Origin of the sequence: Rhodobacter sp. 24-YEA-8, assembly GCF_900105075.1 — a bacterium.
GTDB lineage: Bacteria > Pseudomonadota > Alphaproteobacteria > Rhodobacterales > Rhodobacteraceae > Pseudogemmobacter.
On the sequence record NZ_FNSK01000001.1, the window covers coordinates 1,234,200 to 1,258,727 of the forward strand.

The 24,528-nt window shown below is 63.3% G+C and carries 24 protein-coding genes, 1 tRNA gene and 1 pseudogene; 10 read left to right on the forward strand and 16 right to left on the reverse strand.

What is annotated here, in order from left to right; all coding sequences use genetic code 11:
* Nucleotides 1-210 precede the first annotated feature (210 nt).
* Nucleotides 211-777 (reverse strand): single-stranded DNA-binding protein, encoded by a 567-nt coding sequence (gene ssb / locus BLW25_RS06215; protein ID WP_092897366.1) that lies wholly within the window; start codon nt 775-777, stop codon nt 211-213.
* 337 nt (nt 778-1,114) lie between these two features.
* On the opposite strand from ssb, the gene BLW25_RS06220 reads away from it, so the two are divergent.
* The 4 genes from BLW25_RS06220 to BLW25_RS06235 all read left to right on the forward strand — a co-directional run bounded on the left by BLW25_RS06220 (nt 1,115) and on the right by BLW25_RS06235 (nt 5,323).
* The gene (locus tag BLW25_RS06220; protein ID WP_092897368.1) at nt 1,115-1,756 is read left to right on the forward strand and encodes a lytic transglycosylase domain-containing protein; all 642 of its coding nucleotides are present in this window, start codon (nt 1,115-1,117) and stop codon (nt 1,754-1,756) included.
* 238 nt (nt 1,757-1,994) lie between these two features.
* Nucleotides 1,995-2,648 (forward strand): protein-L-isoaspartate O-methyltransferase family protein, encoded by a 654-nt coding sequence (locus BLW25_RS06225; RefSeq protein ID WP_092897370.1) that lies wholly within the window; start codon nt 1,995-1,997, stop codon nt 2,646-2,648.
* Between the two features lie 98 nt (nt 2,649-2,746).
* Nucleotides 2,747-4,183 carry a TolC family outer membrane protein gene (locus tag BLW25_RS06230; RefSeq protein ID WP_253188245.1) on the forward strand — a complete coding sequence of 479 codons (1,437 nt, stop codon included), beginning with the start codon at nt 2,747-2,749 and terminating at the stop codon, nt 4,181-4,183.
* 207 nt (nt 4,184-4,390) lie between these two features.
* Nucleotides 4,391-5,323 (forward strand): hypothetical protein, encoded by a 933-nt coding sequence (locus BLW25_RS06235; RefSeq protein WP_092897372.1) that lies wholly within the window; start codon nt 4,391-4,393, stop codon nt 5,321-5,323.
* 139 nt (nt 5,324-5,462) lie between these two features.
* Here BLW25_RS06235 and BLW25_RS06240 read toward each other — a convergent pair whose 3' ends face one another.
* From BLW25_RS06240 to BLW25_RS06260, 5 genes are all read right to left on the reverse strand, one after another.
* The gene (locus BLW25_RS06240; protein ID WP_092897374.1) at nt 5,463-5,789 is read right to left on the reverse strand and encodes a DUF6280 family protein; all 327 of its coding nucleotides are present in this window, start codon (nt 5,787-5,789) and stop codon (nt 5,463-5,465) included.
* A 399-nt stretch (nt 5,790-6,188) separates the two neighbouring features.
* Nucleotides 6,189-7,013, reverse strand: coding sequence for a CAF17-like 4Fe-4S cluster assembly/insertion protein YgfZ (locus tag BLW25_RS06245; protein ID WP_092897376.1), 825 nt, complete (start codon nt 7,011-7,013; stop codon nt 6,189-6,191).
* Nucleotides 7,014-7,091: 78 nt separating this feature from the next.
* Nucleotides 7,092-8,846, reverse strand: a complete 1,755-nt coding sequence (locus BLW25_RS06250) for an ABC transporter ATP-binding protein (protein ID WP_092901625.1) — start codon at nt 8,844-8,846, stop codon at nt 7,092-7,094.
* Between the two features lie 181 nt (nt 8,847-9,027).
* On the reverse strand, nt 9,028-9,606 hold the full coding sequence (locus tag BLW25_RS06255; protein ID WP_171909489.1) for an exopolysaccharide biosynthesis protein: 579 nt from the start codon (nt 9,604-9,606) through the stop codon (nt 9,028-9,030).
* Between the two features lie 387 nt (nt 9,607-9,993).
* A complete protein-coding gene (locus BLW25_RS06260; protein WP_092897380.1) occupies nt 9,994-10,386 on the reverse strand; it encodes a CopM family metallochaperone in 393 nt (130 codons plus the stop codon).
* A gap of 256 nt (nt 10,387-10,642) precedes the next feature.
* On the opposite strand from BLW25_RS06260, the gene BLW25_RS06265 reads away from it, so the two are divergent.
* Complete coding sequence (locus BLW25_RS06265; protein WP_092897382.1) at nt 10,643-11,464, forward strand: gamma-glutamyl-gamma-aminobutyrate hydrolase family protein; 822 nt, start codon at nt 10,643-10,645, stop codon at nt 11,462-11,464.
* Between the two features lie 164 nt (nt 11,465-11,628).
* A complete protein-coding gene (locus BLW25_RS06270; RefSeq protein WP_092897384.1) occupies nt 11,629-12,315 on the forward strand; it encodes a D-lyxose/D-mannose family sugar isomerase in 687 nt (228 codons plus the stop codon).
* A gap of 109 nt (nt 12,316-12,424) precedes the next feature.
* Here BLW25_RS06270 and BLW25_RS06275 read toward each other — a convergent pair whose 3' ends face one another.
* Together BLW25_RS06275 and kynU are read right to left on the reverse strand one after the other, a co-directional pair.
* A complete protein-coding gene (locus tag BLW25_RS06275; protein WP_216279339.1) occupies nt 12,425-13,474 on the reverse strand; it encodes a L,D-transpeptidase in 1,050 nt (349 codons plus the stop codon).
* A 231-nt stretch (nt 13,475-13,705) separates the two neighbouring features.
* Entirely contained in the window at nt 13,706-14,902 is a 1,197-nt protein-coding gene (kynU, locus tag BLW25_RS06280) for a kynureninase (protein ID WP_290438664.1), read from the reverse strand.
* A gap of 366 nt (nt 14,903-15,268) precedes the next feature.
* Here kynU and BLW25_RS06285 point away from each other — a divergent pair.
* Nucleotides 15,269-16,842 (forward strand): annotated as a pseudogene (locus BLW25_RS06285) (Re/Si-specific NAD(P)(+) transhydrogenase subunit alpha).
* Between the two features lie 15 nt (nt 16,843-16,857).
* The gene (locus BLW25_RS06290; RefSeq protein WP_092897388.1) at nt 16,858-18,363 is read left to right on the forward strand and encodes an NAD(P)(+) transhydrogenase (Re/Si-specific) subunit beta; all 1,506 of its coding nucleotides are present in this window, start codon (nt 16,858-16,860) and stop codon (nt 18,361-18,363) included.
* 260 nt (nt 18,364-18,623) lie between these two features.
* Here BLW25_RS06290 and lipB read toward each other — a convergent pair whose 3' ends face one another.
* Complete coding sequence (lipB, locus tag BLW25_RS06295; protein ID WP_216279340.1) at nt 18,624-19,301, reverse strand: lipoyl(octanoyl) transferase LipB; 678 nt, start codon at nt 19,299-19,301, stop codon at nt 18,624-18,626.
* A gap of 328 nt (nt 19,302-19,629) precedes the next feature.
* Between lipB and BLW25_RS06300 the strand changes: the two genes are divergently transcribed.
* Together BLW25_RS06300 and BLW25_RS06305 are read left to right on the forward strand one after the other, a co-directional pair.
* Nucleotides 19,630-19,716, forward strand: a tRNA-Leu gene (locus BLW25_RS06300).
* 136 nt (nt 19,717-19,852) lie between these two features.
* A complete protein-coding gene (locus BLW25_RS06305; protein WP_092897390.1) occupies nt 19,853-20,821 on the forward strand; it encodes a tyrosine-type recombinase/integrase in 969 nt (322 codons plus the stop codon).
* Here the strand turns inward: BLW25_RS06305 and BLW25_RS06310 are convergent.
* From BLW25_RS06310 to BLW25_RS06335, 7 genes are all read right to left on the reverse strand, one after another.
* Nucleotides 20,818-21,063 carry a helix-turn-helix domain-containing protein gene (locus BLW25_RS06310; RefSeq protein WP_143040452.1) on the reverse strand — a complete coding sequence of 82 codons (246 nt, stop codon included), beginning with the start codon at nt 21,061-21,063 and terminating at the stop codon, nt 20,818-20,820. The genes BLW25_RS06305 and BLW25_RS06310 overlap by 4 nt on opposite strands.
* 76 nt (nt 21,064-21,139) lie before the next feature.
* A complete protein-coding gene (locus BLW25_RS06315; protein ID WP_092897394.1) occupies nt 21,140-22,153 on the reverse strand; it encodes a DUF5131 family protein in 1,014 nt (337 codons plus the stop codon).
* Nucleotides 22,146-22,580 carry a DUF4326 domain-containing protein gene (locus tag BLW25_RS06320; RefSeq protein WP_171909490.1) on the reverse strand — a complete coding sequence of 145 codons (435 nt, stop codon included), beginning with the start codon at nt 22,578-22,580 and terminating at the stop codon, nt 22,146-22,148. Before BLW25_RS06320 ends, BLW25_RS06315 begins: the two co-directional genes overlap by 8 nt.
* The gene (locus tag BLW25_RS24280; protein WP_171909491.1) at nt 22,573-22,878 is read right to left on the reverse strand and encodes an acetyltransferase; all 306 of its coding nucleotides are present in this window, start codon (nt 22,876-22,878) and stop codon (nt 22,573-22,575) included. Before BLW25_RS24280 ends, BLW25_RS06320 begins: the two co-directional genes overlap by 8 nt.
* Nucleotides 22,878-23,072 (reverse strand): hypothetical protein, encoded by a 195-nt coding sequence (locus BLW25_RS06325; protein ID WP_092897398.1) that lies wholly within the window; start codon nt 23,070-23,072, stop codon nt 22,878-22,880. Before BLW25_RS06325 ends, BLW25_RS24280 begins: the two co-directional genes overlap by 1 nt.
* A gap of 174 nt (nt 23,073-23,246) precedes the next feature.
* Nucleotides 23,247-24,143 carry a DUF2303 family protein gene (locus BLW25_RS06330; protein WP_092897400.1) on the reverse strand — a complete coding sequence of 299 codons (897 nt, stop codon included), beginning with the start codon at nt 24,141-24,143 and terminating at the stop codon, nt 23,247-23,249.
* Nucleotides 24,144-24,184: 41 nt separating this feature from the next.
* Nucleotides 24,185-24,520, reverse strand: a complete 336-nt coding sequence (locus tag BLW25_RS06335) for a hypothetical protein (RefSeq protein ID WP_143040453.1) — start codon at nt 24,518-24,520, stop codon at nt 24,185-24,187.
* Nucleotides 24,521-24,528 lie beyond the last annotated feature (8 nt).

The window sequence follows — 24,528 nt, forward strand, 5'->3', positions numbered from 1 at the left end:
GCCCCGGTGAGGCAGCCTCTGAAGAGATAGGTGCAGCAAAGCGCGGCGCCATTGCGGGCCGGGCGAAAACAATTGCGGCCGCCTCCGCATAGAAGCAGCCGCAGCTTTCAGCACCAGTTCAGGGCGGGGCGCTCCGGAGCCGGGAGAATGCAATCTGGCTCCGGAAGTCCTTTTGCGCGGTTTCGCGTCTTCGGGGCGTAACCGCGCGGCTCAGAACGGGATTTCGTCATCCATATCGGAATTGCCGCCCGAGGGGCCGCCATAACCGCCCCGACCACCGCCGGAACCACCGCCCTGACTGCCGCCACCCTGGCTGCCGCCGCCATATCCACCGCCACCGCCGCCATAGCCGCCGCCCTGGCCACCATAGTCATCACCATAGCCGCCCTGATTGCCGCCGCCGCCCGCGCCACCGCCTCCGTCACCACGGCCGCCCAGTAGAGTCAGGTTGCCCGAGAAGGGCCGCAGCACGATCTCGGTCGAATAGCGGTCCTGGCCGGACTGGTCCTGCCATTTGCGGGTTTCCAGCGCGCCCTCGATATAGACGGTCGAGCCTTTGCGCAGATATTGTTCGGCGATCTTTGCAAGCGGCTCCGAAAAAATCGCGACCGAATGCCATTCGGTGCGTTCCTTGCGTTCGCCCGTATTGCGGTCGCGCCAGGTTTCGGAAGTTGCGATCCGCAGGTTGCAGACCTTGCCGCCATTGGGGAAGCTGCGCACCTCGGGGTCGCGGCCGAGATTGCCGATGATGATGACCTTATTGACCGATCCGGCCATATGCGCCTCCGCTTTGCTGGCTGAGTGACCCCTGAACCTGATGCGGGATCAGGGTTACTATTGTGTTGACGCCCGTATCTAAAGACAGCCGCGCGGCCTCGCAACCGCGCATTGGCGCCAGCGCCTCCGGAAGGCCGGTCAGGCGGCCGCTGCCGCAGCAGGGTTTTCCGCCCTGATCCTGATTTTTGGCCTGGATCCGGGGCGAATCGCAGCCTTTCTGCCCGGGATCGGCGGGGATTTGCCGGTTTTACCGCCGGGGGCGGGGATTCCCCGCTGGCCGGATTGGCCCTGCGCCGCTATAGTCCCGCCCGATTTGGTGACTGTGGACGGCTTTCCTATGACCCCTCGGCTGAGTTTCCGGTTCCGGGCTGCGCTGGTGCTGAGTGTTTCTTTTGTGACTGCTACGGGTGGGCTTACCGGCAGTGTCGCCGCCGAGCCGCTGAAACTCCATGGCTCCAGCAAGTCGCGCATTGCGGTGTTCGAATCGCAGACCGCCTTGCTTGATGGCAAGCTTGCCAGACAATATTCGGGCTCGGTCAAGCTCACGCCGAACCATAAGGCGGGTAAGGATGGTGAGACCGCCTCGGCCGAGGCCGTGCCGCGCTATAGTGGCCGCTACAAGGGCGAGCATCTCGAACATGCGAAGACTGTGGCCCGCAAACATGGCGTGCCGGAGGATCTGTTCCTGCGGCTCGTGCAGCAGGAAAGCGGCTGGAATGCCCGCGCGGTCAGCCATAAGGGCGCAACCGGCCTTGCGCAGCTGATGCCGGGAACGGCAAAGCTGCTTGGTGTCGATATTGACGACCCGAAGCAAAATCTCGAAGGCGGCGCGCGGTATCTCAAGATGATGCACGCGAAATTCGGGTCATGGAAGCTGGCGCTTGCGGCCTATAATGCCGGCCCGGCGGCGGTTGAAAAGCATGGCGGGGTGCCGCCTTTTGCCGAAACCAAAGCCTATGTGAAGGCGATTCTCGGCTGATCCCGGCGATGCTCAGGACGAAGGCGCGACCGACACAGCGCGCAGGCGGTTGCCCCGGCACAGGGACCGCCATTACATCATCCTTGTCACGACGGAAAATTTCGCCTGCGGCGTTTACGCAACAGGCTTTTAAACACTGGCAAATTTGCGCTTTCCAGGGCAAAAGACTGCAGAGCCGGCGTTGCTTTCGGGTGGCGTTGCAGGCATTCAGATACAGACCTAAACCGCAGGGTTCAGAATGAGCGACTTCGCATCCCTCCGCATGACGATGGTGGACACCCAGATCCGGCCTTCCGACGTCACCAGGTTCCCCATTATTGATGCGATGCTGCATGTTCCGCGTGAGAATTATGTGCCGCCGTCAAAACGGGATGCCGCCTATATCGGCGCCAATCTCGACCTCGGCAGCGGTCGCGCTCTGCTGGATCCGCGCACCTTCGCCAAAATGATCGAGACGCTGGATATCCTGCCTTCGGATCTCGTGCTCGATATCGGGGCGGGATATGGCTATTCGACCGCGCTGCTGGCACGTCTGGCGCAGACGGTGGTGGCGCTTGAGGAAGACGAGGCCATGGCCGAGGAGGCCGGGCGGATCCTCGCTGCCGATGGCGTCGATAATGCCGTTGTGGTCAAGGGCAGCCTGACGGCGGGCGCGGCGAAATACGCGCCCTATGATGCGATCCTGGTCGGGGGCGGCATTGAAGAGCTGCCCGAGGCGATTGCCTCTCAGCTGAAAGAAGGCGGCCGTATCGTTGCCGTGGTGATGACCGGCGCGCTTGGCACCGTGAAATACGGGCTTAAGACCGATGGCCGCATCGACTGGCGCTATGCTTTCAACGCCTCTGCACCGGTCCTGCCGGGATTTGCCAAAGAAAAGACTTTCACGCTTTGACGGGCCCCCACCGACAGTAGGGCGCCCTCTGACAGGTTGAACGGAATAGTGCCCTGGGCCCCTGGCCCGGGACTTGCGAGCAGACAGGACAGAACAAGATGCGCAACTGGCTCAAGGTGATGACGATCAGCATGGCGGCGGCGGTGGTTGCGCTGCCGGCAAGGGCCGAGACCCTGGCCGATGCGCTGATCGCGGCCTATCGCAATTCGAACCTTATGCAGCAAAACCAGGCCGTGCTGCGCGCCGCCGATGAGGATGCCGCGATTGCCATGTCTGCGCTGCGTCCGGTTGTGGCCTATGCGGTGCGCGCCGGGTCAAGCTATTCCCATACGGAAGGCTTTGGCGCCAGCGGCTTTCTGGGCACAGGACCGGTTGTTCCCACGTCAAGCTGGTCGAAGAATTTCAACGCGACCTTTGAACTCAGCGTCTCGCTGACGCTGATGGATTTCGGCCGCCGCGCCATCGCGCTGGAAATCGCGCGTGAAAACGTGATGGCGACGCGCCAGGCACTGGTTTCGGTGGAACAGGATGTGCTGCTGGCGGCAGTGCGGGCCTATGTGCAGGTGCGTCTCCAGCTTGAGATCGTGGCGCTGCGTCAGTCGAATGTGCGGCTGATCACCCAGGAACTCCGTGCAGCCCAGGACCGGTTCGAAGTGGGCGAGATCACCCGTACCGATGTCTCGATTGCCGAAGCCGCATTGGCGGCCTCGCGCGCCAATCTGGCGGCAGCCGAGGGTGATCTGAAAGTCGCCCGCGAGACTTACAAGGCCGCGACCGGCGCCTATCCGGGCACGCTTGCGCCGCTGCCGAAAAGCCCCGCGATCGGTAAGTCGATGGAGGAAGCACGCCGCGTCGCCGTCAGCACCCATCCGACGATCCGCCAGTCGCAGCACACGGTCAAGGCGTCGGATCTGAACGTCTCGCTGGCAGAGGCCGCGATGAAACCGGTGCTTGGCCTTTCGGCCGGGATCACCGGCAGCCGCACCGAAGCCGATGGGCTGCTGCGCGATTCCGATACTCTCGGCGGCAGCGTTGGCCTCAATCTGAGCCAGACGATCTATGCCGGCGGCGAGTATTCGGCGCGCTATCGCAAGGCGGTCGCCCAGAAAGAAGGCGCGCGCGCCGGCCTGCACCAGACGGTGGTGGTCATCGAGCAGAATGTCGGCACGCTCTGGGCGATGTTTGAGGTCTACAATGCCTCGATCGAAGCCTCGCGCCAGCAGATCGTGGCGGCTCAGGCGGCGTTTGACGGGGTGCGGGAAGAGGCGGCTCTGGGCGCGCGGACCACGCTTGACGTGCTGGATGCCGAGCAGGATCTGCTGAACGCCCGCGCCTCGCGGCTCGAATCCGAGGCGAACCGGTATTACGCGGTCTATCAGATCCTTGCCGGTATGGGGCTTCTGACGGTCGAACATCTCAATCTCGGGATCCCGACCTATGACCCGGCGGCCTATTACAACGCGGTGAGAAATGCGCCGACCACCTCGGTTCAGGGCAAGAAACTTGACCGGATCCTGAAGCGTGGCAATAACTGAGCCACCGCAACTGGGCCACGGCGCCCGAAAGGGCTGCAGGGAACAGTCACGGGCGTTCAGCTGAAATAATACGGGCCGGAATGCACAAGGCGTTCCGGCCCTTTGCTTATCCGCCGCTCCGGGTTGCGATTTCGCGGCCTTCCTTGTCTGCGGGCCAAACTGGCGGTACACTCAAAGTCAAGAAAAGTCAGTGACGGGCTGGGCAACATGTCGGAACCACTTACATCGCATGAGATCGAGGATGTTCTGTCCTCGATTCGTCGTCTGGTATCCGCAGATCTGCGACCGGCAGTGAAGCCGACGGAAAATGCAGCCCCGGCCGATAAGCTCTTGCTGACCCCTTCGCTGCGGATCGTCGAGACCCCGGCGGCAGCTGTCAGTGCCAAAGCCCCGGCAGCCGCGCCGGTCGCAGACTGTATGCCCGTAACGGCGAGCCAGGAGGTTGCAGCCGCAGCGGTTTCCGACCCTGACGCCGATGAGATCGGGGCGCCGATGGCGGTGGTCGGCGATGAAGAGATACTTGTCTTCTTTGGCGAGGCGGCGCCGCTCGGGCGATCCTATGGCGGTGAGGACTATGATGATGCCGGCCTTTCTGAGGGCGGCACGGGTTTGCGGGTGGTGCTCGACAGCCGTCCGGCGCTGACGGATGAGCACGAACCGACCGCGGCAGATGGTGTGCTGAGGCTTGAGCAGCCGATCCCGGCCAGGGTCGCCACCATTCCCGAGGTGGATTGGGGCCAGGGCAGCGAGGCCTGGGATGGATCACTGGCGCCGGAGACCCTGTCGCCCGCGCCACAGCCGCGCCGCGAAAACCCGGACGAGCCGCTGGCCAGAGCCTGGGCAGACCGCGCCGAGGCCCGGATCAGAGAAGAGCTTACACAGCCCGAAGCAGCCCCGCGCTTTACCGCTGCGGCAGAAGCGCGGCCCCCTGTGGTTGCCGTTTCATCAGATGACCTGGCGCAGGATGACGGCAGCGACGCAGATGAAGCCTGGATTGACGAAGAGGTGTTGCGCGACCTTGTCACGGAAATCATCCGCAAGGAACTCGCGGGTACGCTCGGAGAGCGGATCACCCGCAATGTGCGCAAACTGGTGCGGCTGGAAGTCAACCGCGCGCTGTCATCCCGGGATTTCGAATAACACCCTCTGAACCCGCGCCGTGGCGCGGACGGATCCGCTGCAGCGGTCGCGGGTGGTTCAAAACAAAAAGCGCCCCGCAAGGGCGCTTTTTGTTTCAGGTCCGTCTGTACCGGACTGTCCAGGTGCAGAGACGCCTTGATCAGGCCGCTTCGGCCTGATCCGCTTCGAGGGCCGCACGGCGCTCGGATTCTTCGCGGCTCAGCGCGACCGAGGTACGGATCCCTTTGGCGACGAATTCCATCAGCCCTTTGACCACGCGTTCATTCGGGTCGATACCCGCACAGGACAGGACTTCACGTCCGTCACGCGACCGCGCCCAGCGGGCGATCTGTTCCGGGCCATTGCCATATTTCTTGTCATCGGCAATGGCATCATCCAGGGCCGCAAGAACAACAGCAGCAAAAAGCTTACGAGCGCGCTGACCCTGCTCGAAATTGAAAGCCGAACTATCGATTGAATCGAGCATCACGCACATCCTTGGTCGTTTTTTGATCTTGCCGGGCCGCCTGCCGCTTGTAACGCCTTGATTACGATTCGGGCAGCCCTGTTTGGAATGCCCGTCATGCGAAATACGCATAGCTAAGAACAATGGCCACATAATCTGGGTGTCAGGCAGGGGGGGCACCGCCGAAATATGGGCTTTGGGAGAATTTTTTCAAGTTCAGGCCGTGCCTGCCTGCGTGGTTTCGGCGGAATATCGGCTTGCTGTTGATCGAAAAAGATGTCTCCGCCCGGCCTCCGGGCAGAGGCCCGCGCGAAAAGCGGGCGATTCTGCAATCACAGGCCGAAACCGGCGGCGGGTCTGGCTGACCATCCGCGCGTAAAGTCATCTGAAGCGCCGGTTTTCAGCCTAAGGCCTTAGGGCTCAGCTTTCGGCACGCAGCTTTGCAGTCCCGGCGCTCAGCTCGCCTGCCATGCGGTCGAAGCGCATATAGGCCAGGGCCCTGCCTTCCGCCGAGGTGCCGATCTGCCCGGCCTCGCGCCCGTCAGGAAGGGTGATCGGCGTGCCGGGTGCAGCCTCGCCCTCGACCTGCAGCCGCACGAGGCCCTTGCGCAGCTCGGTCTTGTGTTTCATCCGCGCGGTGACCTCCTGGCCAACATAGCAGCCCTTGCGGAAATCGACGCCATGCAGCCGCTCAAAGGCCTGTTCCAGAATGAAGGTCTCATTCGGGCGCAGCTCATTGGGATATTCCGGGATGAGATGCGCAAGGCGGATCGCGTTCCAGTCTGTCAGGTCCGGGGCCGCAGGGGGCGCTTTGGTATCCGGAGCGGCCGACTCCTGGGGCAGGGCTGCATCGCTGTAAAGCCGCCAGCCAAGTGCCGCGTGGCGCGGATCTGCCAGCGCGGCTTCCGGCGCGCTGCCGGTTCCACGCGACAGGGTCAGGTCGCTCTCACTGATCGTCACCACAGCGCGCAGTTTGTAAAGCGTCAGCAGCCGCTGCACCTGTGGCGCCAGCTCAGCGTCGGTGTCGAGGAAGATCAGCCCTTCGGGGTCGTCCCTGCGGCGCACCAGAAAGAAGTCAGCGATGTATTTTCCCTGTGGCGTCAGCAGCGCGGCCCAGACGAGGCCCGGCGCTTTTTGCAGCGGCAAGACATCATTGGTCACCAGCCCCTGAAGGAAGGGAACCGCGTCCTTACCCTCGATCCGCAGGATTTTGCGGGGGCGCTGTGCAAGGGCGGTCTCGGTCATGATCTGTTCCGGTTTCTCTGGTCGGTCTGCGGTCAATATGGGGCCGGCGGGCGGGCGCGGAAAGGGCGCTTGCGCCGGTCAGTCGCGAAATTGCAGCGCATAGAGCCGCGCATACTGGCCACCGGCCGCGATCAGCGCGTCATGGGTTCCTTCCTCGATCACGCGGCCCTGGTCGAGCACCACGATATGATCGGCTTCGCGCACCGTGGCGAGGCGATGCGCGATCACCAGCGTCGTCCGCCCGGCCTGGGCCCGCGCGAGCGCCCCGGTCACCGCGCGCTCGGATGCGGTGTCCAGCGCCGAGGTCGCCTCATCCAGGAGGAGGATCGGTGCATCTGCGAGCAGCGCGCGCGCGATGGCGACCCGCTGGCGCTGGCCGCCCGAAAGCGCCGAGCCGCGCGGGCCGGCAAGGCTGTCGAGCCCATCGGGCAGCCGGGCGAGGAATTCGCTTACCCGCGCGTCTTCAAGCACATGTTCTAGCCGGGTCTCGGTGATGCCGTTGCGGCCAAGGATCAGGTTCTCGCGGAGCGTCTCGTCAAAAAGCGCGGCCTCCTGGCTGACGGCCGCAATGAGCCTGCGCTGATCGGTGAGGCTCATCCCGCTGGCATCGGCGCCGCCGATCAGGATGCGGCCCTGTTGCGGGTCGGCCAGCGCGGTCAGAAGGTGGAAGATGGTCGATTTTCCCGCGCCCGAAGCGCCGACCAGCGCGGTGACGCGCCCGGCTCGGGCGGTAAAGCTCAGCCCGTTCAGGACCGGTGTTTCCTCATAGCCGAAGCTGACATTCTCCAGCCGGATTTCGGGCGGCAGGGTCGCGGGCAGGGCGTGGCTGACCGCCGGGCGGCTGGTATTCGGCTCGGTGTCGAAAAGCCCATAGATCCGTTCCAGAGAGGCCAGCGCGATCTGGCGCTGCCCCGCGATTTCCGAAAGTTTGCGGATCGGCTGGAAGGTCAGGGCCATCGCGGTGAAAAAGGCCATGAATTCGCCGGTGGTGCGGGTGCCCTCGACCACTTGCGTCCCGCCAAAGATCAGCACTGCGAAAAAGCCGATCCCGGTGACGATATCGACCAGCGCCGGCATGGTGGACCGCCCCAGCGTCGATTTGATCTCGGCGCGGCGGATCCGGTTGACGATGCCCGAAAAACGGCTGGTCTGGTAATCTTCCATCCGGTTCAGCTTGACCTGCTGGATGCCGTGGAAGATCTCGTCCAGCCGCGTGGCACGCAAACCGGATTCCACCCGCATCTGCCGTGTCTTGCGCCGCACATAGCGCTGCAGCGCCATGGCGGGCAGCAGCAGAAGCGGCGTGCCGATCAAAGCGACCAGCGTCCATTGCACGTCGATCATCAGCGCCACAACAAAAAGCCCGATCAGCGAGACAAGGTCGCGCCCGATCCCGGCGATCACCAGCTGTGTCGTGGTCTGGGCCGCGATCGTGTCGCCCTGAACGCGTTCGATCAGCGAGCCGGGTGGGTTTTTCTGGTAGAAATTGCCGTCCAGCGTCAGCAAATGCCGCACCAGCGCGACCTGCATCTCGGTCGCATTGGTGAAGTTGACCAGAGCCAGCAGCCAGCGCCCGAGGATCGAGGTCAGCGCCCGGAAGAGGAAGAGCGCAAGGATGCCCAGCCCGACCCAGATCAGCGCAGTTTCGGAACGCGAGGCGAAAACATCATCGAACAGGGGTTCGAGCGTTGCCGACAGCAGGCCGAGCGTCGAGCCTTCCAGCGCCGAGACCAGCAGGGCCAGCAGCATCAGCCCGGCGCGGCGTTTCAGGAAATCGCGCCAGAAGCGGCGAAAGAGCTGGTCGCGCTGTTCCGGTGGCACCACCGCCGGCATCGGAACCTCAATCCTTTGGGCCGGGTCGGGGCCAAGTTGCCCGGGGGCGATCTGCTCGGGAACGGGGGTCATGGGGCGGTGCCTCTCAATTGCCGTTTGCGGCGTCTGGCAGCACGCATCCGTCCTGGCGGTTTACCCCAGAGGGCGGGGCCGCTCAAGCCTCGCTGGTCCGGGGGCTCGGTCAGAAGGCATTGTCGACCACAAAGATCAGCGAGCGCAGCAGCGCATAGCCAAGCCCTGCGACCCAGGCCAGCGCGCCAGCCGCGCCGACCAGGCCTATCCCGATCCAGAGCCCGTCACGCTGCAAAATGCCAAGGCCGATGACCGAAATGGCGGCAGCCGGTGCCAGGTTTGCAAAGGGCACCGGCAGTGCCAGTGCGATGGCAAGGATCAGGCAGATAAGACCAAGCACCCGCTGCGCGCGCGCGCCAGCCATTGCCTCAAACCGGGGATGCATGAGGGATTCGGCGCGTCTGATCCAGGGCAGGATCTTCGTCACCATCGCGGCAAAGACCTCGCGTGACATCGAGCGCTTTGCGATGAATTGCGGCAGCCAGGGTGCCTGGCCCAGCATCATCTGCGCCGCCAGAAAGATCAGCGGCAATCCCAGCACGCCCGCAAGGCCAGGGGGAGAAGGCAGGATATTGGGAAAGGCAAAGATCAGCAGCAGCGCGCCAAAGGCCCGGGTGCGCATCATATCGAGCATGTCGCCTATCGCCACCCGCTCGCGGCTGCGGTCATCGGCGAGCGCGATCAGCATGGCGCTCAGCCCCGGCGGCATCGCGCTTTGGGATGCGCTCTCCGGCGGAGAAGCAGTTGCGGGTCGTGCAGGGCTGTATTCGTGTTCCACGCCGGCGGCACTCTCGGGGCTGGGGCGCTGTGGCAGGAGAAGGCGCCTGGGATCGGGTCAGCCCAGGATCTTGTCTTTGCCGGGCCGCGCCGCAAGGGGAGAGGCCACAGGAGCGTGTTGGATCGGCATATCCCCGCGTGGCGGGAACGTGTTCAGGCCCCGATCCGCGACCGGATCGGGGGGCAGGCTGGCATTGGCCTGTGGAGAAGCCCGCCAGGGGTTCACCGCCAGCGTTTCGCGGCGAGGGGGTGCCCCGGATCAGGCCCGCCGCAGCCACGCCGGAGCAGGGATGCGGCCTTATTCGGCGGGCGCGTTCTTTTCCAGCCAGGCCTGCATCCAGGCAATCTCGCCTTCCTGAGCGGCGATGATCTCTTCGGCCAGTTTGCGCAGTTCTGGGTCGGAGCCATATTCCAGCACCACCCGCGCCATCTCGACCGCGCCTTCGTGATGCGGGATCATGCCGCGCACGAAATCCACATCCGCATTGCCGCTGTAGTCGATGGTCATATCGCCATGCATTTTCATCGCCGCCGCCTCATAGGCTGCGGTGGAGGCAGGAACCTCCGATGCGGCGGGCGCGGCACCATGGGCGGAATGATCCATCGCCGGGACTTCTTCAGCTCCGGCGGGGGCTGCGAGCGGGGCCGCAAGCGCCATCGACAGCGCGGCAAGGGCGGGAAGTTTGAACATCTGACTTTCTCCTGTGGACCATATTGCGGTGTGGTAGGGTAGCCATGCGGCCTTCCAGCAGGGGGAAGGCAAGTCACGCTCGGGTGATCTGCATAACGGGAAGGCGTGGGTTTTGGCCCCGATGCCGGATTTGCGGGCAGGGTTCTGGAATTCCGGCACTGTGCAGGGCAGGACGGTTCATTGTGCGGCTGAGAGAGGTTCAATCCGCCGCGCCGTGTCGCTATCTTGCCCCTATAGCGTTGTATTGGATTGAGTCATGTCCCGCCCGCAGCCCGTTCCCGACCGCGGTTCCCGCGCCATAAACCGCCGGCCCCTGATCGGTGTGATCGCCAATTCGCATCACATCGAAGGGCGCTATGAGGTCCATGGCAGTGGCGTGATCAATACCGAGGCCCTGGCCCAGGTGTCAGGCGTGTTGCCGCTGATCGTGCCGACCGATCCGCGTCTTGCGCGGGTGGAGGATCTGCTGGAACAATGCGATGGCTTTTTGCTGACCGGCGGCCGCCCGAATGTGCACCCGTCCGAATATGGCGAGGACGAGACCCCGGCGCATGGTGATTTCGACCGCGCGCGCGATGCGATCACCCTGCCTTTGATCCGGGCCTGTGTTGAACGTGGCCAGCCGGTATTCGGCATCTGCCGTGGTTTTCAGGAGGTCAATGTCGCGATGGGCGGCAGCCTTTTTCCCGAGATCCGCGACCTGCCGGGGCGGATGAACCACCGCATGCCGCCCGAAGGCACGATGGAGGAAAAATTCGCCCTGCGGCACCCGGTGCGCTTTACCGAAGGCGGCGTGTTCCATCATTTGCTCGGGGCGTCAGAGGTGATGACCAATTCGCTGCATGGCCAGGGCATCAACCGCGCGGGCAAGCGTATCGTGATCGACGGCCATGCGCCGGATGGCACCCCAGAGGCACTCTATGTCGAGGGCGCGCCGGGCTTCACGCTTTCGGTGCAATGGCATCCCGAATGGCAGGCCGGCGAAGACCCGGTGTCGCGGCCCCTCTTCGAGGCATTCGGCCTGGCCGCGCGGGCCTGGGCCTCGGAGCGCCGCCCGCTGGCGGCCGGGGCTGCCTGAGCCGGTTGCCGGATCTGATCGTGCTGAAGGGGCCGGCGGTTTGGCCCGCCCGTTGCAGAATGTCGCTTTTCCGTCAGGTCTTCCGCCGCTAGGTTAGCGCAAACGGAGCGGCCGGTGCCGGAGTTGCGCCGACCGCGTCGCATCAGGGCGAAAGCGGAGGAAAGATGAAGCGTTCGCGTATCAATGAGATCATGGCGGCAGCGGATGAGATGATCCGCCATTATGGCTTTGTCCTGCCGCCCTTCGCCCGCTGGAGCCCGGACGAGTTCCGCGCCCGCAAGGACAGCGCCTCGCGCCTCATAGCCGGGCGCTGCGGGTGGGATATCACCGATTACGGCGAGGGGCGGTTTGACGAGCTCGGGCTTTTCCTCTTCACGCTGCGGAATGGCGAGCTTGCGGATCTGCAGCGCGGCGGCGGCATGTGCTATGCGGAAAAGCTGCTGATCTCGCGCCAGGATCAGATCTCGCCGATGCATACCCATGTCATCAAGGCCGAAGATATCATCAACCGGGGCGGCGCGACACTGGTGGTCGAGCTGTTTGGCAGCGACGAGACCGGCGCCTATGCTGCGGATCGCGGCGGGATTGTGCGCTGTGACGGGGTAGAGCGGCCCTATAGTCCCGGCGATAAGCTGCGGCTTGCACCAGGGGAATCGGTCACGCTGATGCCGGGCGACTGGCATGCCTTCTGGGGCGAGGGCGGCGATGTGCTGATCGGCGAGGTCTCGACCGTGAATGACGATCTCACCGACAATATCTTCCGGGAGCCGATTGGCCGTTTTGCCGAGATCGAGGAAGATGTCGCACCGACGCATCTGCTGGTCAGCGATTACGAGACCTGGCTCAGGTAAAACCGGGCCCGGCTGACCTGGCGCCCCCGGATATGAAAAAGGCCGCCCCGAAAGGCGGCCTTTTGCGTTTGAAGAGGTCCGGCGCGCGGCCGGACCGTTTGACCAGGTCTCAGTTCGCCGGGCAGTCGGCGCCGGTGCAGGCCGGAGCCGCCGGTGCTGCAGGGGCAGGCGTCACAACCGCCGGGGTCGAAGTGGCTGGCGCAGCAGGGGTCTCAACCGCAGCCGGAGCGGCAGGTGCAGCGGGTTCGGTCACGGTGAAGGTATCCGCGGGCACCACCGGAGCGGTTGCGGCCGCAGGCGTTGCCGCATCAGGCGCCGCCGGGGCAGGTGCGCCGGGCAAAGCCGGGCCGATCATCGGCAGCACGGCAGGCGTTGCCGCCGGTTTTTTCGGCTCAGCCGGTTTTTTCGGGGCCACCGGTTTGGGGATGTTCAGGCCGGTCGGCATCGCGCCGGTCGAGGTCAGGGTGATCACCCGCTCGCCGCCTTTGACGCGCTCATAAAGGTCCATCACATCCTGGTTGATCATCCGGAAACAGCCCGAAGAGGCGTTGCGGCCGATCGATTTCCATTCCGGGGTGCCGTGGATGCGATAGCCGTAATCGCGGCCGCCCGAGGTCAGGTAGATCGCGCGCGAGCCCAGCGGGTTGGTCGGACCGCCCGGCTGGCCATTGCGCCATTTCTCAAGCGAGGGTTTGCGGGCGATCATCTCGGCCGGCGGCGTCCAGGTCGGCCATTGCCGCTTGTTCGCGACGATGGATTCGCCCGACCAGCCAAAGCCCTCGGCGCCCACGGCGATGCCATAGCGCAGCGCCTTGTTCTTGCCGAGCACGTAGTAAAGGAAGCGCGGCGTCGGGTCGATCACGATGGTGCCCGGCGCGAGATCGGTCGGGTAATCGACGACCTGGCGGCGATAGGCCTCGGGGATCTGTTCGACCGGCAGGCCGGGAACGGTGAAGGTCCCGTCAGAGCGCGCGGCATAGATCGTCGGATCCGTGCTGATCGCGGGCTGTTCAATAAGCTGGGCTGCGGGCTGGTCTTTGGCGTCGGTGCTGGTCATCGTATCGACACAGGCCGAAAGCAGCATGGCCACAAGCAGCACGGCTTTGGCGGGGCTGGCCGCGATACCGCGCAGCGGGGCGACGAAACCGGTCATTCGCATCTGGATCTCGCATTAAATTTTCACACGGGATTGTCATCCGGACCCGAATGAGGGGCCGACTGATTTCCTTCGCTTTTCAGTGGGGGAGCAAGGCCCGCAGGTCAAGTCCCGTGATATGCGGGACACTCTGATGTGAACACAGAAACGTGACAAAAGCCGGCTTCACTGCAAAATTTCCTGCATCTGGTATTCATTTACGCCCGGCAACGCCGGATCCACGCTCAAATGACCTCAGGTCACCTTGCTGCGAATACGGAATTCCGGACGGTCCCAGCGGCGCTCTGCCATGATGCGGGCAAGGATTTCAACCGCCCGCGCCACGTCATCCTGGTCAATGTAGAGCGGCGTAAAGCCGAATCGCAGGATGTCCGGGGCGCGGAAATCACCGATCACCCCTTCGGCGATCAGTGCCTGCATGATGGCGTAACCCTCGGGATGGCGGAAACTGACCTGGCTGCTGCGCATCGCGTGATCGCGGGGCGTGGCAAGGCTCAGCTCGGGGCAGGCGGCCTCGACACCTGCGATGAACTGGTCCTGCAATTCAAGCGAGACCCGGCGCAGGTCTTCGAGATCGACCCCTTCCCAGACATCCAGCGCCGCATCCAGTGCCGCAAGCTGGAGGATCGGCGGCGTGCCGACCCGCATCCGCTCGATCCCCTGGCCGGGGCGGTAGTCGAGGTCAAAGGCGAAAGGCGCTTCATGACCCATCCAGCCCGCAAGCCCCGGGCGCGCCCGCGCCTGATGGCGGGGGGCGACATAAATGAAGGCCGGGCCGCCAGGGCCGGAATTGAGGTATTTATAGGTGCAGCCGACCGCGAAATCGGCGCCATCCCGGGCGAGTTCCACCGGGAAAGCGCCGGCGGAATGTGCCAGATCCCAGACCAGCAGCGCGCCCTTTTCATGCGCGATCCGCGCAAGCTCGGCCATGTTATGGCGCCGCCCGGTGCGGTAATCGGTCTCGGTGATCATCACGACCGCAATCGTCTCATCGATGGCACCTGCGACCTGTTCGGGCGCAACCGTCTTCAGGCTGTATTCCGGCCCGAGCATCCCGGTCAGTCCCTGGGCAATATAGAGATCAGAGGGGAAATTGCCGGTATCCGACAGGATCACCCGCCGGTCAGGCACCATGCCGAGGCCGGCGGCCAGCGCCTGCCAGACCTTGATCGACAGCGTATCGCCCATCACAACCGAGCCCGGCTCGGCGCCAATCAGCCGCCCGACGCGGTCGCCGACGCGCGACGGCATCTCCATCCATTTCGCCTCATTCCAGGCGCGGATCAGCATCTGGCCCCATTCGGCAGTTACCGTTTCCGCCACCCGCGCCGCGACCGCTTTCGGCAGCGGCCCGAGCGAATTTCCATCCAGATAAACCACCCCTTCGGGAAGGTCGAACATGGCCCTGGTTGTTTTGAAATCGGTGGTCACCGGCGTTTCTCCCATCTGCCTGTTCCGGTCTCGCATGTCGGGGGCAAATATGCCAGTGATCCGCGGAGGACAGGGGCGGAAATCCGGGATCAGGCCGGAGGTGGCAGGACCCGACGCGGCCATTCAGGATCTGTTAGCGCTAGCGACGAAACCTGCCCGAACGGATGGGGCGTTTTTCCATCCCAAAGCGTCGTAAAGCGCTTGCACTTTCCGCCGGGTAAGGGAAAAGTCCGCCTCAGATTACGCTTTCGTGATCCTGCGTCACAATGTCGCGCAACAAAATTGCATGTCAAAAGTATGGATTGTAATTTTATTGCGGGATGCTATTGGGACTGCGCCTGCTCAGAAGAAGGGGGAGAACGCACTTTGAAAATTGGTGCCTTGAAAGAGATTTTCGCGGGAGAGAACCGGGTCGCGATGACCCCGGATTCCGCGTTGCAGCTGCAAAAGCTGGGTCACGACTGTCTGATCGAGACTGGCGCCGGGACCAATGCGGGGTTCACCGATGAGGCCTACAAGGCCGCAGGTGTCGCCGTGCTGCCTTCGGCGAAAGCGGTGGCGGATGCGTCGGATGTGGTCGTGAAAGTGCGCGGGCCGGAACCGGCCGAGCTTGACCTGCTGCATGAGGGCGAGACGGTGATCTCGTTCTTCTGGCCGGCCCAGAACCCCGAACTGCTGGAGCAGGCGAAAGCCAAAGGCGTGACCGCTGTTGCGATGGATATGGTCCCCCGGATCAGCCGCGCCCAGAAGATGGATGCGCTGTCTTCCATGGCCAATATCGCCGGCTACCGCGCGGTGATCGAGGCCGCGAATAACTTCCCGCGCTTTTTCACCGGCCAGGTGACGGCGGCGGGCAAGGTGCCTCCGGCGAAAGTGCTGGTGGTGGGGGCGGGCGTCGCGGGTCTGGCGGCGATCGGCGCGAGCGTTTCGCTCGGCGCGATCACCTATGCCTTCGACGTGCGGCCCGAAGTGGCCGAGCAGATCAATTCGATGGGCGCTGAATTCGTCTATCTTGATTTCACCGAAGCGCAGACCGATGGCGCGGCGACCGGCGGTTATGCCGCGCCGTCCTCGCCCGAATTCCGCGACGCACAGCTGAAGAAATTCCGTGAACTGGCGCCGGAGATCGACATTGTCATCACCACCGCCCTGATCCCGGGCCGGCCCGCGCCCAAGCTCTGGACCGAAGACATGGTCGGGCTGATGAAGCGCGGCTCGGTCATCATCGACCTTGCGGCCGAGCGCGGCGGCAATTGCGATCTGACGGTTCCTGACCAGAAGATCGTGACCGCCAATGGTGTGACGATTGTGGGCTATACCGATTTCCCCTCGCGTATGGCGACCCAGGCGTCGAACCTTTATTCCAACAATATCCGCCACATGCTGGCCGATCTTACGCCGGGAAAGGATGGCGTCATCAACCATAATATGGAAGATGACGTGATCCGCGGCGCGACCGTGGCAAAGGCAGGCGAGATCACCTTCCCGCCGCCGCCGCCGAAGATTGCGGCTATCGCGGTTCAAAAGCCGAAAGAAGCCGCGAAAGAGCTGACAGCGGAAGAGAAGCGCGCCGCAGAAGTCGCTGCTTTCAAAGCACAAACCCGCAACCAGTTCACGCTGCTTGCCGTGGGGGGGGGCTCTTGCTGCTGGCGGGGCTTTATGCGCCAGCGAGCTTTATGTCGCATTTCATCGTCTTCGTGCTTTCGTGCTTCATCGGCTTCCAGGTGATCTGGAATGTTGCGCATTCGCTGCATACGCCGCTGATGGCGATCACCAATGCGATTTCCTCGATCATCATCCTTGGCGCACTGCTGCAGATCGGTTCGGGCAACTGGCTGGTGATCGTGCTGGGGGCGCTGTCTGTCCTGATGGCCGGGGTGAATATCTTCGGCGGTTTCCTCGTCACACGGCGCATGCTCGCCATGTTCCAGAAGTCGTAAGAGAGGGGGAAACAGATGCATCTAGGTTTCACCACCGCCGCCTATGTTGTCGCGGCTGTTCTTTTCATCCTCTCGCTTGGCGGGCTTTCGAACCAGGAAAGCGCGAAACGCGCGGTCTGGTATGGGATCGTTGGCATGGCGCTGGCGGTAGTCGCCACGCTGGTCGGCCCGGGCGCCGGTCTGTGGTGGCTTTCGGCGCTGCTGATCGCTGCCGGCGGTGCAGCGGGCTATGTGGTCGCACAGCGCGTCCAGATGACCGAAATGCCGCAGCTCGTGGCGGCGATGCACTCGCTTGTCGGTCTTGCGGCGGTGTTCATCGGCTTCAACACCCATATCGAAATGGCGAGCCTTGGCGCGCTCCTTGGGGCCGCCCAGGATCCCGAGGCTTTGCTGAACCTTGCCTTCGGCTCTGAGGCCGGCCTGCAATCCTTGCAGGATCTGGCGACAACCCCGCCTTCGGGTTTTGTGGCGACCCTGATCGGTAAATCTGCGGCCGAGATCTCTATCCTGCGGGTCGAGACTTTCCTTGGCGTCTTTATCGGCGCGGTGACCTTTACCGGATCGGTGATTGCCTTTGGCAAGCTCGCGGGCAAGGTCGATGGCAAGGCGAAGAAGCTGCCGGGCGGCCATGTTCTGAACGCATCTGCCGCGCTGATCTCGCTCGTGATGCTGGTGGTCTATCTGCAAACGGGCTCGTTCTGGGCGCTGGCAGTGATGACGGTTGCGGCTCTGTTCATCGGCTATCACCTGATCATGGGGATCGGCGGCGCGGATATGCCGGTCGTGGTGTCGATGCTGAACAGCTATTCCGGCTGGGCGGCGGCGGCGATCGGCTTCTCGCTGTCGAATGATCTGCTGATCGTGGTCGGCGCGCTGGTCGGCTCTTCGGGCGCGATCCTGAGCTATATCATGTGTAAGGCGATGAACCGCTCGTTCATCTCGGTGATCCTTGGCGGCTTCGGTGGCACCACCGGTCCAGCGATGGAGATCTCGGGCGAGCAGGTGGCGATTGATGCCGATGGCGTCGCCTCGGCGCTGAATGACGCGGATTCGGTGATCATCGTGCCGGGCTACGGCATGGCTGTGGCCCAGGCGCAGCAATCGGTGTCCGAGCTGACCCGCAAGCTGCGCGCCCGTGGCAAGAATGTGCGCTTTGCCATTCACCCGGTCGCGGGCCGTCTGCCCGGTCATATGAACGTGCTGCTGGCCGAGGCGAAGGTGCCTTATGACATCGTTCTGGAAATGGACGAGATCAATGAGGACTTCCCCGAGACCGATGTGGTCATCGTGATCGGCTCAAATGACATCGTGAACCCGGCGGCGCAGGAAGATCCGAACTCGCCCATCGCCGGCATGCCGGTGCTGGAAGTCTGGAAAGCGCGGCAGGTCTTTGTGTCGAAACGCGGCCAGGGCACCGGCTATTCCGGCATCGAGAACCCGCTCTTCTACAAAGAGAACACGCGGATGTTCTATGGCGATGCGAAAAAGTCGATCGACCAGCTGCTGCCGATGCTCGACTGAGCGGACCGGTGAATGGATTGAAGAGAAAGGGCCGCCCTTCGGGGCGGCCTTTTTTCTGTTTGCGCGCGGCAGGGACGGTATCGGGAAATTCGGTCGCGAATCCCTGCACGGAGAACCAGTGCCACGATACCGGGTTGACCGGTTGCAGCATGCAGCCATCAGAATCGCAGCTGATTGTTCCGATCAGAGGGGAATAGCGGGCATCTGGTACGCGCACATCATGTGGCTTTGCAGACCCGCGCGGCTGATCCGGGTGTCGATCAGTCGGGGGCACAGGCAAAGGTGAAAGCGGGTTCGAAATGGCGCATCAGCGCCGCGTCGAGGTCGTTCAGGCTGACCGGCAGGCCCAGATCTACAAGGCTCGTCACCCCGTGGTCCTGGATGCCGCAGGGCACGATGCCGGTGAAATGCGACAGATCCGGCTCGACATTGATCGAGATGCCGTGAAAGCTGACCCCCCTCCGGATCTTGATGCCGATGGCCGCGATCTTATCCTCTGCCGGGCTGCCATCAGGGGCAGGCGGGCGGTCGGGGCGCGTGACCCAGACGCCGACGCGGCCGGGGCGGATCTCACCCTTCACCCCGAATTCCGCGAGCGTGTCGATCACCCAACGCTCCAGCGCACGCACGAAACAGCGCACATCGCCGCCATTCGGGCCGCCGCGTTTCTTGAGATCGAGCATGGTATAGATCACCCGCTGGCCCGGCCCGTGATAGGTATATTGCCCGCCACGCCCGGCGGCAAAGACCGGGAAACGGTCGGGTTGCACCAGATCTGCCGGACGTGCCGAGGTGCCGGCAGTATAAAGCGGCGGATGCTCCAGCAGCCAGACGGCCTCATCCGCCGTGCCGGCGGCTATGGCACCGGCACGTGCTTCCATCCGGGCAAGTGTCTCGGCATAGGGCGCAAGGCCAGGGATATGGGTCCATTCGGTCACGGCAGGGGGCCTTCCGGCGGTTGAGAGACGGGACACGGGGCCGCGCATCGGGCGGGCAGGGCGCGGTTCAGGGCAGATCCTGTGATCCCCGCACCGCTCTTTTGCCATGAACCAGGCGGCGCAGGCAACCGGCGGTGGCAGATCAGACCGCAGTTCTGGAAAAGACAGGGACAGGGCGCCGGGCAGGGGCATGATCCTGGGGTAACCCTTCGGAAAGGCTGAACAAATGGCGGCGCAAAGAAAGTTCACCTCAGGCCTGAGAAAGTTGAAATTACCCCTTTCCTTCGCCCGAGAGTAAAGCTAAATACCCGACAGCTGATCTGAAAGTGCGGATGTGGCGGAATTGGTAGACGCGCAGCGTTGAGGTCGCTGTTCCTTAACCGGAGTGAAAGTTCGAGTCTTTTCATCCGCACCAGATCAGTTTGATGAACCCCCGGTTTCCCGCCGATTATGGGAAATCCGGGGGTTTTTTCGTTTCAGCGTTCGGTGATCGGTTGCCATTTTGCCGGGTTTTCCGGATGCTCTTACGCATTGAAACCGCACGTGCGTAAATGGCCAGCTTCAGAAAACTCCCATCAGGTAACTACCGAGCCGAGGTCGCCCGCCAGGGGCGCCGTCTGTCTAAGGTTTTTCCAACAAAGACAGCTGCCAAAGAGTGGGCGGCGCGCGAAGAGTATATGATTCTGCAGGAGGCGGAAGCCCCGGTAGATCATGGGGATTTCGGGGACCTCCTGAAGCGCTACGCAGAAGAGGTGTCAATCAAGAAGCGTGGCGAGAGATGGGAGACGATCCGCATCGCTGCGCTTTGCAAAGATGACCTGGCCAAGGTGCGCTTGGCTGTTCTCAAAGCCTCTGACTTTGCGGAGTGGCGCGAACGCCGGTTGAAACAGGTGGCGCCTGGATCTGTTATCCGTGAAATGCAATTGATGTCGTCGGCTCTAAATGTTGCGCGGAAGGAATGGGGCACAATCTCCAGCAACCCGCTTTCGGATGTAAGGAAGCCGCCAAAGCCTCAGCCGCGCGACAGGCTGGTGACCGCGAATGAGGAGGTCCGCCTTCTTCATGCAGCAGGGCAAGACCTGACGCTGGCTACGGCGAGGGCATACCACGCCTTCCGCTTCGCGCTCGAGACTGGCATGCGAGCTGGCGAGATTGTCGGCTTGACCTGGGACAGGGTTGATATCGATCGCAAGGTCGCAAGGCTAACGCACACGAAGAATGGCCGGGCTCGCGATGTGCCGCTTTCGTCCGAAGCTGTCCGGCTAATTGAAGCATTGCCAAAGATGGCTCCGGTGTTCGGTCTCGATGGCACACAGCTTGATGCGCTTTGGAGGAAGATTCGGGATCGCGCCAAGGCTGAAGGGCTTACTTTCCACGACAGCCGGCATACGGCGATTACGCGCCTTTCGAAGAAGCTCGATGTGTTGGCGCTGGCCAGAATGGTAGGCCACTCGGATCTGCGGATGTTGCAGGTCTACTATAACGAAACGGCGGAGGAGTTGGCAAAGCGGCTCGATTAGGCCGCTTTGACCATCAGGACCGTACCCTGCCTGCGGCTTTCGATTTTTCCCTCACGCACCCATTCCCGGATAGTTTTGGGTGTTCTGCCTAGCAGCTCGGCGCATTCGCTGATGGTGATCCACTCCGATTTCGGCGTCATGTTCACCCGTTCGACCGCGCGCCGCAGCGCTGCCATTTCATCCAGCAGTTTTAACATCACTGCCTGATCCACGGCGATCATCATGCTCGGCTGACTGTTCACGCCGCTTCCTCCCTCACCATCAGATGGGCGCAGTTCGCCCTGACCAGGGCCTCAGCCAGCGGCGGGCAGGCCTGCATCATGCGAACGCCCTCGGCATTTGATCCCATGTGCGGCCATCAAGCGTGCGGCCAGCTTTGGCTTTGCCGTGCTTGGCGAGTTGGTCTGCGGGTGTGTATGGCGCGAATGATATCTGCGGCATCTTTTTGGCGTCGATGCTTGCTGGCCCCCACTCGCCCCACTGCTTGAAAAAGAACGGTGTCCCGGCGCTGACGCATTGGTCGCGTAAGTCCCGCGCCCAGTCCGGGTGCATCGGGCGCGCGCCGGGGCCGCTCTCGCCGCCGACAATCACCCAATCCAACAGGAGTCCGTCCGGGTCAGGTCCGATATCGTTGTTGAAAATCTTTACCGGCCCCAGCAATGGCTCTGCCGAGACGAAGCGGACCGCTGCCGGCGCTGCCAGCAGTTTCGGGATCCGCTCGTCTGCGGTCTTCTGATCCTCGACGCTGGTACCGATCCATACATTCGGCAAGGGCCACCGTCGAACGGTGCCGTTTGCGGGGTTACTGTCGCTCGAGGCTTCCTGGGGGCGGGACCATCCGTTGATCCAGTTTGCGACGAAGCACTCAGCGTCCTCCCCAAGCCAAGCGCCGGCAGCAGCCTCAATATCGCGTTGCAGGTTGGGATTCGTAAGGTAGGCCTGTGCGCGCTCAGGGCGCTTCGTCAGCACCTGAAACGTGTGTCGCGGGCAGAGCGCCATCACCGCGAAAACCCGGTCAATCCAGTCATCCGGCACCGATTCATGAAAGAGGTCTGACGTGGAGTTGACGAAGATCCGACGAGGCTTTTTCCAGCGTAAGGGGAGGTCGAGCGCATCCTCGACGAATGCGACCTTGCCGGTCCAGCGGTGGTCAACGCTGCCGTCCTGGCACTGCACCATCTCGGCCCGCCCGTGGCCCCATTGGCCGGGCTTTGAAAATCGCGCCGCCATCACCTCGGCATAGCAATTGACGCAGCCCTGCGAGACGCGGGAGCATCCGCGCAGCACGTTCCAGGTGGCATCTGTCCATTCGATGGAGGTGCGGTCAGCCATTGGCGATCTCCATCAGCGTCACGGCGTGGCAGGGCGATCCCGGCTTGCACCAGCAGGCGAAGCTTTGGCCGCGCAGGGCGGGCAGGCGCTCAAGGACTGCAGTGCGCAGCTCTTCGAGGGCGTCGATGCAGCGCGTCACGTCGGTCCCGCTCAGGCCGGCAGGCAAAAACGGAATGCCGGTGCGCAGCCAGTCCGCGTGAAGCGAGACCACGCGTTCCGGCGTCAGGATCTCGCTCATGGGGATCGGCGGATACCAATCCATTTTCCCCTGCAGTGATCCGTTCGGGATGCGCAAGCCACTGGGCTCGCCCGGTACCCATGGATTGCCAAACAAGGTGGAACGGTCGCAGCGCACGGTATTGGCCGGCAGGCGCGAGCCTTTGGCGCGCGAGAGCTGAACGCGGGAGGAAGGGGTATGATCACGCATCATCGCCTCCGTCGTGGTTTTCAATCTGGGGCTGGTAATCGATCGGGCGCTGCGGGCGCGGGTCGCGCGCTGCATAGTGATCGCGGGCGATCTGCTCCGAGACCGGCCGGATCGCGTAAATCGCGGACGCCGAATAGAATTCGGTCGCGTAGCCGTCGCCTTCGGTCGGGATATCGATACGCAGCATCTGGCTTCCCGCAATCTCATCCTCACGGGCGCGCCCGACGCGCTGCCGGTGACCCATGAGTTCGAGAAGCACCCATCCAAAATCGCGGGGGAGAGTGTCGCTGTGGGCCATCACTCGATCCCCATCGTAATCCGGTGGCGCGGGCGGGCGCGCATCTCGGCGATGGTTTCGCGCATGGTGGGCGGGGTGGTATCGCCCTGGCACCATGTCCAGTCGGTCAGGCCGAGGTTCGGTGCCATTTGCGCCGCCTGCGAGAAGCTGTCGCAGGGCCAGTGGCGGCCGGTCTTATCGCAATGCAGGGTCATATCGGTTCCGGGAAAAAGCTCCCGGCCTTTGATCTGGCCGGGAGAGGTCCAACAGGGAGGTTGGGGCGGATCACCCGCCGCCCCGGTCGGGGTAAAAACCCCGGTGGTCACCTGGCAGGGCGCCACCGGGGCAAGTAGGCGCGGGGCTAGGCATGCCGCTCGCGCCTGCGAAACTCAGGCTGCGGGAGCTTCGCGACCGATGAAGACGGGCAGGCCGGTCTCTTCGGCAGCGGCGTAGGCGATGGTGGTGAAATGTGCCCGGCGGGCATATTCGACGCGGTGCCATTCCAGGGCGAACACGACTGCGCCGCCACCAGACGGGCGCCACCGGAACAACGCCTCGAGGTCAGACGGCTCTTCGCCGTTATAGAACGGGATGTTCAGCGTGATCTTCTTCGGCACGGTCACACCGTTGGACGCGCGGTTCTCGGTCTCGAAGAAGATCTTGCGGTCGCCATTGTCGAGGCGCGTCGAGGTCTTATAGGTCTGGCCGACGGTGGCTTCGAAGTCGCGGCTGATCTCGATCAGGGTTGCAGGATCGGGGTGCAGCACGTCCGAACTGTTTTCTTCCAGGAAGCGCGCGAAGGTCTCCTGATCCTGAAACTTCGCCTTCACAAAAGCATCCCAGCGGCTGAACTCCTCGGAGGGGCGCAGTTTCAGGGTGACGCTGTGTTCGTTCGGGCCGGCGGTGCCGGTGTTGTGCGACTGGTTGTCGTGGTGCCAGTCGAGCCGGGCCGAGATGGTCAGTGCGTCATAATCGGCGATGATGATCGAGCGCTCATCCGAGAAGCGGTTGGCATAGGCCGAAAGCGAGGCGCGGTCATCGACGATCACGCGCTGCTTTTGCCAGGGCGGCAGCTGGGCTCGATCGGAAAGCTCGACCAGCCTGAAGCCTTCGGGTAGGGCAAGATAGGCGCGATCATCCGGTCCGGTATGACGCGGATCTGCCATTCGCGCGGCCTTCATGACGGTTTCCAGTGTCTCCCCGGGGTTGCGCACATCGAAGCCGAGGGTGAGGGGCGATATCAGTTCGCCATCGGTCTCGGTCTCGGTCTGGTTCTCTTTGGCCATTGCAGGCTCCTTTGAGGGTGGAAAGGGAAAGGTGGATGCGGTCAGCCGGTCTCGCGGTCACGCTCGCGCTGCCGCTCGATCTCGTCCTCGATGTCCATCTGGCGCGGGTCACGCCGGGTGAGCCGGTTCTGATCGTTCGTGAAATAGATGCCCGGCGGGATCGCCTGGCTGGGCTTCGAGATCTTCGGCGTGGCAGTGACCTCAAGGTGGCCACCCTTCGCGATCTTGAAATCGAAAGTCAGGGCGAGCTTGCCGCTCTTTCCGGTTTCACCGATCGCGTCCATCAACTCGTTGAGTTTCTGGTTGCAGTCGTCGAGCAACTCGCCCCGGCGAAAGGTTTGCACGAATTGAAGGAAGTTCAGTTCAGGCGCTGACATGCCAGATC

What these genes read in the sequence shown, in the direction of transcription:
- BLW25_RS06255 (WP_171909489.1), bottom strand. Translation starts at nt 9,606, where the DNA reads ATGCTGATCGCGCTCGCCGATGACCGCAGCCGCGAGCGGGTGGCGATA.
- BLW25_RS06230 (WP_253188245.1), top strand. Translation starts at nt 2,747, where the DNA reads ATGCGCAACTGGCTCAAGGTGATGACGATCAGCATGGCGGCGGCGGTG.
- BLW25_RS06260 (WP_092897380.1), bottom strand. Translation starts at nt 10,386, where the DNA reads ATGTTCAAACTTCCCGCCCTTGCCGCGCTGTCGATGGCGCTTGCGGCC.
- BLW25_RS06245 (WP_092897376.1), bottom strand. Translation starts at nt 7,013, where the DNA reads ATGACCGAGACCGCCCTTGCACAGCGCCCCCGCAAAATCCTGCGGATC.
- BLW25_RS06335 (WP_143040453.1), bottom strand. Translation starts at nt 24,520, where the DNA reads ATGTCAGCGCCTGAACTGAACTTCCTTCAATTCGTGCAAACCTTTCGC.
- BLW25_RS06235 (WP_092897372.1), top strand. Translation starts at nt 4,391, where the DNA reads ATGTCGGAACCACTTACATCGCATGAGATCGAGGATGTTCTGTCCTCG.
- ssb (WP_092897366.1), bottom strand. Translation starts at nt 777, where the DNA reads ATGGCCGGATCGGTCAATAAGGTCATCATCATCGGCAATCTCGGCCGC.
- BLW25_RS06250 (WP_092901625.1), bottom strand. Translation starts at nt 8,846, where the DNA reads ATGCCGGCGGTGGTGCCACCGGAACAGCGCGACCAGCTCTTTCGCCGC.
- BLW25_RS06330 (WP_092897400.1), bottom strand. Translation starts at nt 24,143, where the DNA reads ATGGCCAAAGAGAACCAGACCGAGACCGAGACCGATGGCGAACTGATA.
- BLW25_RS06275 (WP_216279339.1), bottom strand. Translation starts at nt 13,474, where the DNA reads ATGCGAATGACCGGTTTCGTCGCCCCGCTGCGCGGTATCGCGGCCAGC.
- BLW25_RS06240 (WP_092897374.1), bottom strand. Translation starts at nt 5,789, where the DNA reads ATGCTCGATTCAATCGATAGTTCGGCTTTCAATTTCGAGCAGGGTCAG.
- BLW25_RS06305 (WP_092897390.1), top strand. Translation starts at nt 19,853, where the DNA reads ATGGCCAGCTTCAGAAAACTCCCATCAGGTAACTACCGAGCCGAGGTC.
- BLW25_RS06270 (WP_092897384.1), top strand. Translation starts at nt 11,629, where the DNA reads ATGAAGCGTTCGCGTATCAATGAGATCATGGCGGCAGCGGATGAGATG.
- BLW25_RS24280 (WP_171909491.1), bottom strand. Translation starts at nt 22,878, where the DNA reads ATGGCCCACAGCGACACTCTCCCCCGCGATTTTGGATGGGTGCTTCTC.
- BLW25_RS06320 (WP_171909490.1), bottom strand. Translation starts at nt 22,580, where the DNA reads ATGCGTGATCATACCCCTTCCTCCCGCGTTCAGCTCTCGCGCGCCAAA.
- BLW25_RS06325 (WP_092897398.1), bottom strand. Translation starts at nt 23,072, where the DNA reads ATGACCCTGCATTGCGATAAGACCGGCCGCCACTGGCCCTGCGACAGC.
- BLW25_RS06265 (WP_092897382.1), top strand. Translation starts at nt 10,643, where the DNA reads ATGTCCCGCCCGCAGCCCGTTCCCGACCGCGGTTCCCGCGCCATAAAC.
- BLW25_RS06220 (WP_092897368.1), top strand. Translation starts at nt 1,115, where the DNA reads ATGACCCCTCGGCTGAGTTTCCGGTTCCGGGCTGCGCTGGTGCTGAGT.
- BLW25_RS06290 (WP_092897388.1), top strand. Translation starts at nt 16,858, where the DNA reads ATGCATCTAGGTTTCACCACCGCCGCCTATGTTGTCGCGGCTGTTCTT.
- BLW25_RS06225 (WP_092897370.1), top strand. Translation starts at nt 1,995, where the DNA reads ATGAGCGACTTCGCATCCCTCCGCATGACGATGGTGGACACCCAGATC.
- BLW25_RS06315 (WP_092897394.1), bottom strand. Translation starts at nt 22,153, where the DNA reads ATGGCTGACCGCACCTCCATCGAATGGACAGATGCCACCTGGAACGTG.